A 9,906-nucleotide genomic window follows, 5' to 3' on the forward strand; every position below is an offset into this window, starting at 1 on the left:
ACGATCAAACGCCGCCAATCAGCCGCGGAACGGCAGAAACGGCGTCAGACGAGAGCGCTGGGTCTTGGAGGGAATGGCTCGGGCAACAGACTTCGCCCGTGCAGGAACGCGGCGGGAAGCGCCGGCGGCAGCTCGGCCCGCAGCAGTCCCGTCACGGGGAGAGCTTCCGGCAGCACCGCCAGAACCGGTGCGACGCAGGTCGCCGCACATTGCATCGGTTTGTCGTTGTCGGCCGAGCTCTTGAGGCAAGCGCTGCAGTCGCCGCCCTTGGCATCGGCCATCTTGGCCATGTCGGCGTCGGTGGTGCCGGCATCTGCGGCAATGGTCATGCGGCTGTCGATCGCCATCCTGGCCGACATGACGGCAGCCTGAGCGGCGGACAGGCTGAACCCGGCGGTCACGAGGACCGCGAGCAGCATAGTCAGGAGGTGTTTTGGTGACAGACGTGCCATGTTCGGCCTAGGCTGGCCTCAAATAGCGGTTTTTGCAAGCCCCTGCGAGATCGAGACCATCGAGAGCCGGGGCGGCCAGCAATAACATCAACACCATCACATCGGGACAGACCATGCAGCAAGCCATTACGTCGGACGGCCTTCGCCGGGTGGTGCTTGTCGTCGCGCTGCTGAACCTCGGTTATTTCGGCATTGAATTCGCGGTGGCGCTGGCGATCGGCTCGGTGTCGCTGTTCGCCGACAGCGTCGATTTCCTGGAAGATGCCTCGGTCAACCTCCTGATACTGCTCGCCATGGGATGGTCGCTGCGTGCCCGCTCGCGGGTCGGCATGGCGCTGGCGCTTATCCTGCTGGTGCCGGGCCTGGCGACGCTGTGGACCGCGTGGGAAAAGTTCAACATGCCGGTGCCGCCGCAGCCGACGGCCCTGACGCTGGCGGGGTTGGGCGCCTTGGCGGTCAACCTGTCATGCGCCTACATGCTGGCGCGCTACCGCCACCACAGCGGCAGTCTTACCAGGGCGGCATTCCTCTCGGCCCGCAACGACGCCGTCGCCAACATCGCGATCATACTGGCCGGACTGGTGACCGCCTTCCTATGGCGCTCGGCATGGCCGGATCTGATCGTCGGGCTGGGAATTGCGGCACTGAATGCAGACGCGGCGCGCGAGGTCTGGGAGGCTGCCCGGGAAGAGCACCGAGCCGTTTCGTGAAGCCAAACGCCCAGCGCGCTGCCGGATTGCCAATCCGCCAATGCAGGCCGCATACCGGCCGGCAGTCATCCAGAAACTTGCGTAATCTCTAATATAAAGCACACTTGCAAAGCGGACCGAGAGAGGAAACCGCCACGAACATCATCAAAAAGGCCTGCGTCCCGGACGAGGACGCGGGCCGGTTTTCGTTGGCATGCGCTAGGCAGGTATCAAGACGGCGATGCGGTGGATGCCGACCACCTTGCTGGTGTTGGCTGCCGCGTCGGTCTTACCCTTGGAGCAGGTATACATGTCACCTTCCTTGAGCTTGAATTCCTTGTCGGCTTTCTTGATCGTGAATTCACCGGCGGCAATGGTGCATACCATGTCGTTGTCCATTACCATTGCGGGAGCGGCTGCTCCCGGCTGAAAGACCACATCGACAATTGAGATGCTCTTGTAGGCGGGGATATCGGAATTGCCGGTGCCGACCTCGACCACCCTGACGCCGGGGCTATTTCCTTGCCTTCCTTCGGGCCGTATTTCTTGACCTTTGCAGCTGCCGCCAGCGTGAACAAAGGCGTTACCGCGGCCGCCGTCACGCCGAGCGCAATTGCAGACCTGCGATTTATGGTTTTCATCGCGTCCTCCCATTATGTTGGCGACGCACCAATGTGCATGGCCACTCTATGTTAGCCCATTTGCAGATAACTGCAGAACGCCGTTTCGGAGGGTCCATGAGCGAACCGCCTCCCGGTCGAATGCGACCGAATAACAAACAATTCCATGCTATGCTGGCGAGCCATCAAACGGACGGCGGGGGATAGCAATGTTGGAAACGGACAAGGTGTTCGCTGGCTCGATTCCGGAAAACTACGACCGCTATATGGTGCCGTTGATTTTCGAGCCGTTCGCCGCAGATCTTGCACGACGGGCCGCGTCCTTGTCGCCCAAGGCCGTTCTGGAAACCGCCGCGGGCACCGGGGTTGTCACCCGCGCATTGGCGCCAAAACTGGCCCCCAGTGCAAGCTATGTCGTAACCGACCTCAACCAGCCGATGCTCGACTACGCCGCTTCGCGGCAAGCTCCCGATGATCGCATCGAATGGCGTCAGGCCGATGCTCTGGCGCTGCCGTTTGAAAATGCGACCTTCGATCTCGTTTGTTGTCAGTTCGGTGCGATGTTCTTTCCCAACCGCTCATCTGCCTACCGCGAAGCCCGGCGAGTTCTGAAGCCTGGCGGACATTTCCTATTCAGCGTATGGGATCGCATCGAGGAGAATGTATTTGCCGACGATGTGACGAATGCTCTCGCAAGGATTTTTCCGAACGATCCGCCGCGCTTTCTGGCCCGCACGCCGCATGGCTACCACGATACGGCACTGATCCGTCGCGAACTGGAGGACGCAGGTTTTTCCGGTGTGGTGATCGAGACGAGGGCCGAACAAAGCCGTGCCTCCTCGCCGCGCCTTCCGGCCGTTGCTTATTGCCAGGGCACTCTCCTTCGCAACGAAATCGAGGCCAGGGAGGCGGGAAAACTGGATGCTGCAACCGACTACGCCGCAGCCGCGATTGCAGACAGGCATGGCAGCGGCGAGGTTGCTGCCAAAATCCAGGCTCACATAATCATGGCTGTGGTCTGAACGGTTCATCGTTTTCCGGGCGGAAAACCGTTTCACACTTTTCCTGGAATTTGCTTGAGGTGCTGGATATTCCGTTCCAGCGCTGAGCAGTAAACGTCTTGCCGCTATCCTGAATTCCCAGACGTTAATCGTTCATTCGCCCAAGTGGCAGGTCGACAAGTGGCAGGTCGATAATCGCCAGTTCGACCGACCGCCGGGGCTTGATGGCGGCGGCTGCCGGCGGCGCGATTCCGGTCGGCCTGGCTTCACTTTGGCAGCCGTCGCCGACTCCGCCCAGCAAGGTCTAGTCATTTCGCTTTCTTGACTCGGCCGACAAAAACGGGCAGCAAACTCATCATTGGAGGGCAGTTTTGCCAACTATGCAGGTTTTGGAGGGCGTTTTTCGGTGTGACCGTCGCCCAATCGGCGGTCGGTAGAGGGATTGGTTAACCAACTTTGTCCATCTTTTGAATCAATCGGCAACAGACGCGAAGTGTGCTGGGGGCACCAGGCGAACTGTGAATGTCACGGCTGCGAAATCCGCTAGCCGGCAACGGCCGATTGAGAGTGGTTGAATGGCGTTTGTAAGTGCGAAAACCCGGGGTGACAGTCCTGCAACTGGATTGACTTCGATGAGGCCCGGCCTGCGCTGGGTCGCGGTTCCGGCCGTCGGCGCAGCCATTGCTTTATGGTCGGTGGCGACCTTGGCCGGCCTTTATTCGATGGGAACCTCGCTCACCGCCGCTTCCAACGGTCTCCCGCAAAGCCTGCTCGCGCCGCGCACCATCGCGCTCGCCGATCCTCGCCGCAGCCTTGCAAAGGCGCAGGCCCCGACATGGGCCGCGGCAAACGCAGCGCTGTCGGCCCAGTTGCTGCAGCACGGATGCGATGCCAACTGCCTGCGGTCGGCGTCGAACTTCGTTCACCAGGGAAAATCGGCGCGTCTCAAGCGCAATACCGTGCCGCTTGTCGCCGATGCATCGCGGCAATCCAGCTTCGACGACGTGGTGGCCAAAGCCGCGCTGTCGCCGCAAAAGCTTGCCGCTGCCTTTGCCCGTGCCTCCTCCGGCTCACCCGTCATGCTCGCCAGCCTGCCGGCCGAAGCCCGGTTCGCCGAGCCGGTACGCATACCCGACCCGAACGGCCCGCCATCGGTGCGCTTCGGGCCGGCGGTGGCGGAGATCGAACGCTCGTCGCGCCTGGCGCTGGCGCTGGCGAATACGTTGCCGGAGCAGATGATCGACGTGCTCCCGGCAGCCGTCATGGCAAGCGAGCCCGCGGCTTCACAAGAGCCGCAAGAACCTGAGGTCCAGTTGGCCTCGCTGCCGCCGCAGGACGACATGCCCGACAGCATTCCGCTGCCGACGCTGCGTCCGCGGGCGGTCATCGATCAGCCGGCGCCCCAGACTCAAGCCTCGAAAGACCGGGCGCCGAAAGACCGGACGCCAAAGGATCAGGCAGCAAAAACGGAGCCGCCCCAGGCATCCAAGGCCCAGGCATCGAAGACCCAGGCATCCAGGGCGAGCAAGGTCCAGACGGCCGATGCCCCGCCGGTCGAGACGCAACCCGGCAGCCTGTCGCCTCGCAATTCGTCACAAGCGGCAGTGCCGGCGGTGTCGGGCAAGCCGGGCAAACGGTCGAAGACGCAGGGCGGCGACATGCTGGCCTATGCCAAGCCCGACATGCCTTCCGGCGGACTCGGCGGGGCCTTCAGGAACCTGTTCACCACGCCTGGCATGGGCAGCGGCGTGGCCGTCTACGACATCTCGGCCAAGACCGTCTATATGCCCGACGGCTCGCGGCTGGAGGCACATTCGGGATACGGTTCGATGGTCGACCAGCCGCGCTACGTTCACAAGAAGAATGTCGGTCCGACGCCGCCCGACACCTACAATCTGACGCTGCGGGAATCGCGCTTCCACGGCGTCGAGGCACTGCGTCTCACCCCTGCCAGCGGCAGCAACAAATATGGCCGCGACGGCCTGCTCGCCCACACCTACATGCTGCGCGGCGGCCGCGCCGAATCCAATGGCTGCGTCGTCTTCAAGGACTATGCCCGCTTCCTCGCCGCCTACAAGAAAGGCAAGATCAAGCGCCTTGTCGTGGTGCCGCGGCTGTCGAAGCCGCTGACACGCGTCGCCCAAGAGGGCCGCGGCGCTTAGGTTATTCGCAGGCAGCGCAAACATGTGAGATGTCGGCGGGAACAGCGCCGGCATCGCTGGTTTTGCCGCGTGGACTTTCCCGCCCGATTTCCAACAGATTGTCAGCAGCCGGCCGCGAAACGGTTTTCATTCCCGGCCGGGGATATTATGACTGACCGGTCGGGCGGCTCCAGCTTCAAACAATCAAGAGGACATCATGACAATACGCGCTGTCGTTTGGGGCGAGAATATCCATGAGCGAACCAATGAGGTGGTCGCCGGCATCTATCCCGAGGGCATGCACGCGACGATTGCCAATGCGCTGAAGCTCGACCCCGAGATTTCGGTGTCGTGGGCAACCCTGGAGCAGCCGGAGCATGGGCTGCCGGCCGACCGTCTGGCCGAGACCGATGTCTTGCTGTGGTGGGGGCACAAGGACCATGGCGCCGTCGCCGACGAAGTGGTCGAGCGCGTGGCGCGCCGTGTCTGGGAGGGCATGGGGCTGATCGTTCTCCATTCCGGCCATTTCTCGAAGATTTTCAAGAAGCTGATGGGCACGCCCTGTACGCTGAAATGGCGCGAGGCGGGCGAGCGCGAGCGGCTTTGGGTGACCAGCCCCAACCACCCGATCGCAGCCGGGATCGGCGAGTATTTCGAGCTCGAGAACGAGGAGATGTATGGCGAGCAGTTCGCCGTGCCGGAGCCGCTCGAGACCGTGTTCATCTCGTGGTTCCAGGGCGGCGAAGTGTTCCGGTCGGGGCTGACCTATCGCCGCGGCGCCGGCAACATCTTCTATTTCAGGCCCGGCCACGAGACCTATCCGACCTATCACGATGCCAACGTCCACAAGGTGCTGCGCAATGCGGTGAAATGGGCGCACAACCCGCTCGGCTCCAATCCGGCCATCCTCGATGCGCCGAACGTGCCGGCGGAAAAGGCGCTCGAGCCGATCGTCGAGCGCGGCGGAAAACTTCATTCCGCCGGCGAAGCCGGCTTTCGCTAGACCACAAATCCATGGTCGAACAAGAAGATAAAGCCCTGTCCTAAGGATAAGAATCATGCGCCTCTTGATACTCGGCACCGGTTGGATGGCGGAGGAGCACGCCAGGCAGTTCGGCAAGATCGAGGGCGTCGAACTGATCGGCGCCGTCGATCTCGACCGTACGCGTGTCGACAAGTTTTCGGACATCTACGGTATCCCCAACCGGTTCGCGTCGTTGGACGAGGCGCTGGCATGGGGCAAGTTCGACGCGGTGGCGAACGTGACGCCGGATCGCATCCACCATCCGACCACCATGATGCTGATCGCGGCAGGCAAGCCGGTGCTGTGCGAGAAACCGCTGGCCGAAAATTTCGAGAAGGCCAGTGAGATGGCCAATGCCGCCGAGCGGGCCGGCATCATCAACATGGTCAACCTGACCTATCGCAACGTCGCGCCGCTGCAGAGAGCGCGCGCCATGGTGCTGGCCGGCGAGATCGGCACGGTCAGGCATGTCGAGGCGTCCTATCTGCAGAGCTGGCTGGTGTCCAAGTTCTGGGGCGACTGGCGCACCGATCCGAAATGGTTGTGGCGGCTGTCGCGCGGCCACGGCTCCAATGGCGTGCTGGGCGACGTCGGCATCCATATCCTCGATTTCGCCAGCTATGGCGCGGCGCTCGACATCGACCATGTGTTCTGCCGGCTGAGATCCTTCGACAAGGCGCCCGGCAACCGGATCGGCGAGTACGGGCTCGACGCCAATGACAGTTTCACCATGTCGCTGGATTTCAGCAATGGCGCTTTCGGCGTCGTCCATGCCAGCCGCTGGGCAACCGGCCATTTGAACGAACTCCGCCTGCGCATCTACGGCGACAAGGGCGGCATCGAAGTCGTGCACAATCTGACCGGCTCAGAGCTGAAAGCCTGCATCGGCGAAGATGTCGAGAACGCCAAATGGCAGGTTCTGGACGCCGGAACGGTGCAGACCAACTACCAGCGCTTCGTCGATGCAGTGCGCAACGGCGTCCAGGCCGAACCGTCGTTCCGGCATGCTGCCGAATTGCAGAAGGTCCTCGACCTCGCCGTCGTCTCGGATGAGAAGCGGGCTGAATTGAGCACGCACGCGGATGCGCAATAGGCCTGGGTTCCTCGCGGCGGGGCGGGGGCGGTCAGGGTCAAAACAAAACCGAGTTTGCATCTCGGCCATTCACGGCAGGAAGTCACGACTCTGAAAGCAGAGTTCATTGTCTTGGAGAGAGGCCATCGAGCAGGAAGCCGAGGCCTTTCCGGAAAGCACCATCCCAATCGTTATCCAACAGCAGACGAGAGCGTTCGATCGTCGGATAGCGTTGGCTGAGCCCTGTAAGGCGCTGCTGCGTGTCGGCTCTGCCGTCGTACGAGAGGTCGAAGTTCGCCCGGCTGATGGTGGCGCCCATCACATAGTTCCACAGCGACCATATCGCGACGTTCAAATCTGCGTCCGCCACACCGGCCCTGGACAAGGTCTTGCTCAGCAGTTCAAGGCGACTGAGGATGTTCGCGCCGAGCGCCCGGCGCGGCAACAGCGATGCCGACCAAGGATGGCGCAGCATGCTGGCGCGCCAGTCTTCGAGCATATGGACGACTTCTCCGCGCCAGTCTCGAGGCTCAACCAGTTGCGGCGGTCCGCCATATTCGAGCACCGAATCGAGCGCCAGATCAAAGACATCCTCTTTGTTGTCGACGTGCCAATATAGGCTCATCACGCCCGAGCCGAGGCGATCGGCCAGCCGACGCATCGTCAATCCGTCGACCCCTTGAGCGTCCAGCAGTTCTACCGCGGTCGCCACGATACGTTCCCGCGAGAGAGGCGGTTCACTGCGCGGCTCCTGCACGGGCTGGAGCGACCCGCTTGTCCGCTGAGATCGCGTGCTCCGGGCGCCGCTACGTTTGGCTGCCATCCGTCTTCCTCGCTGTTCGGGCCGTCGATTTTGACCGGCAACGCGACGAATGTCGATCCTGAACGATTGACTCGTACGACGTACTATGCGACTGGCTCGTGCGGCGTACGAGTCGATCGCCGATATCAATCATGCCGGCCGCGAGGGTGTCTTGCTCGCAGTCGGCAGAGCCAAGAAAAATCATGCCACGCGCCAAGCGCCTGCTTATCGGAGGGTTAATCGTGATGACCATGGGCGTTTCCACTGCCACAGCGAATGATCTCAAGCTGACCATCGTCAATCCACAAAACCTCTATGACCCATCGCCGAATGGCTACAGCACGGCGGTGATCACGCCCCGCGGAGCCCGGCTGGCCTACATCTCCGGACAGGGCGGCCAGGACAGCACGGGAGCCTTGTCGCCCGACTTCGCTGTCCAGGTTGCGCAGGCCTACGCAAATTTGCGCACCGCCCTCGATGCGCTCGGTGCCAGGCCGGATCAGGTCGCCAAGCTCACGGTCTTTGTGGTCGATCACGATATGTCCAAGCTTGGGGTCTTGACCAGGAACGTCAAGGAGATGTTCGGCGAGGCGCTGCCGGCGCAGACTCTAATTCCCGTTCCCAAGCTTGCAATCGACCCGATGCTCTTCGAGGTGGAGGCCGTGGTCGTGCTTGACTAGGGGCGCGGCTATAGCTCCGATCGCCCAAATCGAATGGGTCGAGCGCGCCGCTAGCCGCGCGCTCGCCATCACGAAGGCCGAGCAACAGGGCTTCGCTTGTTGCGTCTGCGGCGACAAGGGTGGCATCGAAGTCGTGCACAATCGGGTCGCACCACGCATTCGTCATCCCAGGGTCTGCGCCGCGTCGCTTCGCTCCTTGCTCCACCCCCGGGACGAAGTCATCATGGCTGAGGCCATTGCGGATGTCGGAGATCGGCGGAGCGTTTCCTGCTCCCACCCAACATAGCCTCACCTGGAGATGAAATGATGGAAACCAGCGTAAGGAAGCTATTCGAGAGATATGAGCGCTTTTTCAACCAGTCCCTCGGCGGCGACATGGACATGGATGAAGTCGCATCGCTGTATGCTTCGGACTTCATAGCGGCTTCGCCCGCCGGGGTCATGACTGGAAAGAACGATGGGCAACTCAAGCAGGTCATGGCGCAAGGCTATGCGCACTATCGCACGATAGGTACGAAGGAAATGCGGATACGCAACCTCAGGCTCTCGCCGATAGACGAACATCATTGCGTGGCCCATGTCGCCTGGACGGCAACCTATGCCCGCAGGGATCAATCGAAGGTGGCGATAGATTTTGACGTCCACTACCTCGTGCAGAAATTGGACGCGGAGCCGAAGGTTTTCGGCTGGATATCAGACGACGAGCAGGCGCTGTTGAGAAAGCACGGCATCGTCTGAGGTCCGCTTTGTCCTAATGCCCTCCTAATGCCGCAGGATCTTGCTCAGGAAAGCGCGGCTGCGGTCGGTCTTCGGGTTGGAGAAGAACTCGTCCGGGGTGCCGCTCTCGACGATGGCGCCGGCGTCCATGAACACGACGCGCTGGGCGACCTTGCGGGCAAAGCCCATCCCGTGCGTCACCACCATCATGGTCATGCCTTCCTCGGCGAAGACGTCGAGAACGCTAAATGGCAAGTTCTGGACGCCGGAACGGTGCCCACCAACTACCAGCGCTTCATCGATGCAGTCCGCAACGGCGTCCAGGCCGAACCGTCGTTCCGGCATGCTGCCGAATTGCAGAAGGTCCTCGACCTCGCCGTCGTCTCGGATGAGAAGAGGGCCGAATTGAGCACCCACGCCGATATGCAATAGGTTTGGCTTCCTCGCCCCCGCCAAGCGGGGGGAGATGTGGCCGCAAAGCGGCCGGAGAGGGGTCTTTGGCAGCGAGGGCCTTCGCAAGAATGAAATGTCTTTAATGTCGGGACAAGGTCGCACGCAATGACATGGTCAGCGCAATTCCCCCTCTCCGTCTCGGCGACCCGGGTGGTTTGTGAAACCTCGCTAGTTGTGTGCGTCAAGTTCTGCAAAAATGGCGTGGCAGTAGCTGTGACGTCGGCGTGTCCGCCGCGCAGCCCCCGTGTTTAGCGG

10 protein-coding genes and 2 pseudogenes are annotated in these 9,906 nt (G+C 62.0%); 8 read left to right on the plus strand and 4 right to left on the minus strand.

The window, feature by feature from the left end; all coding sequences use genetic code 11:
* Positions 1–44: 44 nt before the first annotated feature.
* Positions 45–452, minus strand: coding sequence for a hypothetical protein (locus NKH29_RS25755; RefSeq protein WP_353000839.1), 408 nt, complete (start codon positions 450–452; stop codon positions 45–47).
* A gap of 113 nt (positions 453–565) precedes the next feature.
* Between NKH29_RS25755 and NKH29_RS25760 the strand changes: the two genes are divergently transcribed.
* Entirely contained in the window at positions 566–1,162 is a 597-nt protein-coding gene (locus NKH29_RS25760; protein ID WP_023720625.1) for a cation efflux transmembrane domain-containing protein, read from the plus strand.
* Between the two features lie 198 nt (positions 1,163–1,360).
* Here NKH29_RS25760 and NKH29_RS25765 read toward each other — a convergent pair whose 3' ends face one another.
* The gene (locus NKH29_RS25765) at positions 1,361–1,642 is read right to left on the minus strand and encodes a hypothetical protein (RefSeq protein ID WP_353000840.1); all 282 of its coding nucleotides are present in this window, start codon (positions 1,640–1,642) and stop codon (positions 1,361–1,363) included.
* Positions 1,643–1,970: 328 nt separating this feature from the next.
* Here NKH29_RS25765 and NKH29_RS25770 point away from each other — a divergent pair, with 328 nt between their 5' ends.
* From NKH29_RS25770 to NKH29_RS25785, 4 genes are all read left to right on the plus strand, one after another.
* Positions 1,971–2,783: a class I SAM-dependent methyltransferase gene (locus NKH29_RS25770; RefSeq protein ID WP_352484008.1), complete on the plus strand. Its 813-nt coding sequence runs from the start codon at positions 1,971–1,973 to the stop codon at positions 2,781–2,783.
* 611 nt (positions 2,784–3,394) lie between these two features.
* Complete coding sequence (locus NKH29_RS25775) at positions 3,395–4,924, plus strand: DUF2778 domain-containing protein (RefSeq protein ID WP_353000842.1); 1,530 nt, start codon at positions 3,395–3,397, stop codon at positions 4,922–4,924.
* A 196-nt stretch (positions 4,925–5,120) separates the two neighbouring features.
* Positions 5,121–5,906 carry a ThuA domain-containing protein gene (locus NKH29_RS25780; protein ID WP_023720619.1) on the plus strand — a complete coding sequence of 262 codons (786 nt, stop codon included), beginning with the start codon at positions 5,121–5,123 and terminating at the stop codon, positions 5,904–5,906.
* Positions 5,907–5,961: 55 nt separating this feature from the next.
* Positions 5,962–7,020, plus strand: a complete 1,059-nt coding sequence (locus NKH29_RS25785; RefSeq protein ID WP_352484006.1) for a Gfo/Idh/MocA family protein — start codon at positions 5,962–5,964, stop codon at positions 7,018–7,020.
* A gap of 103 nt (positions 7,021–7,123) precedes the next feature.
* On the opposite strand, the gene NKH29_RS25790 is transcribed toward NKH29_RS25785, so the two are convergent.
* Positions 7,124–7,822, minus strand: coding sequence for a TetR/AcrR family transcriptional regulator (locus NKH29_RS25790; protein WP_352639466.1), 699 nt, complete (start codon positions 7,820–7,822; stop codon positions 7,124–7,126).
* 182 nt (positions 7,823–8,004) lie between these two features.
* Here NKH29_RS25790 and NKH29_RS25795 point away from each other — a divergent pair, with 182 nt between their 5' ends.
* Positions 8,005–8,481 (plus strand): RidA family protein, encoded by a 477-nt coding sequence (locus NKH29_RS25795; RefSeq protein ID WP_352494445.1) that lies wholly within the window; start codon positions 8,005–8,007, stop codon positions 8,479–8,481.
* A gap of 306 nt (positions 8,482–8,787) precedes the next feature.
* Positions 8,788–9,219 (plus strand): DUF6841 family protein, encoded by a 432-nt coding sequence (locus NKH29_RS25800; RefSeq protein ID WP_353000847.1) that lies wholly within the window; start codon positions 8,788–8,790, stop codon positions 9,217–9,219.
* A gap of 24 nt (positions 9,220–9,243) precedes the next feature.
* On the opposite strand, the pseudogene NKH29_RS25805 reads toward NKH29_RS25800, so the two are convergent.
* Positions 9,244–9,441, minus strand: a pseudogene (locus tag NKH29_RS25805) (polar amino acid ABC transporter ATP-binding protein); the annotation flags it as partial.
* On the opposite strand from NKH29_RS25805, the pseudogene NKH29_RS25810 reads away from it, so the two are divergent.
* A pseudogene (locus NKH29_RS25810) lies at positions 9,421–9,630 on the plus strand (Gfo/Idh/MocA family protein); the annotation flags it as partial. The pseudogenes NKH29_RS25805 and NKH29_RS25810 overlap by 21 nt on opposite strands.
* Between the last annotated feature and the right edge of the window lie 276 nt (positions 9,631–9,906).

Origin of the sequence: Mesorhizobium sp. M1295 (assembly GCF_040318135.1) — a bacterium.
In the GTDB taxonomy this organism is placed as follows: domain Bacteria; phylum Pseudomonadota; class Alphaproteobacteria; order Rhizobiales; family Rhizobiaceae; genus Mesorhizobium.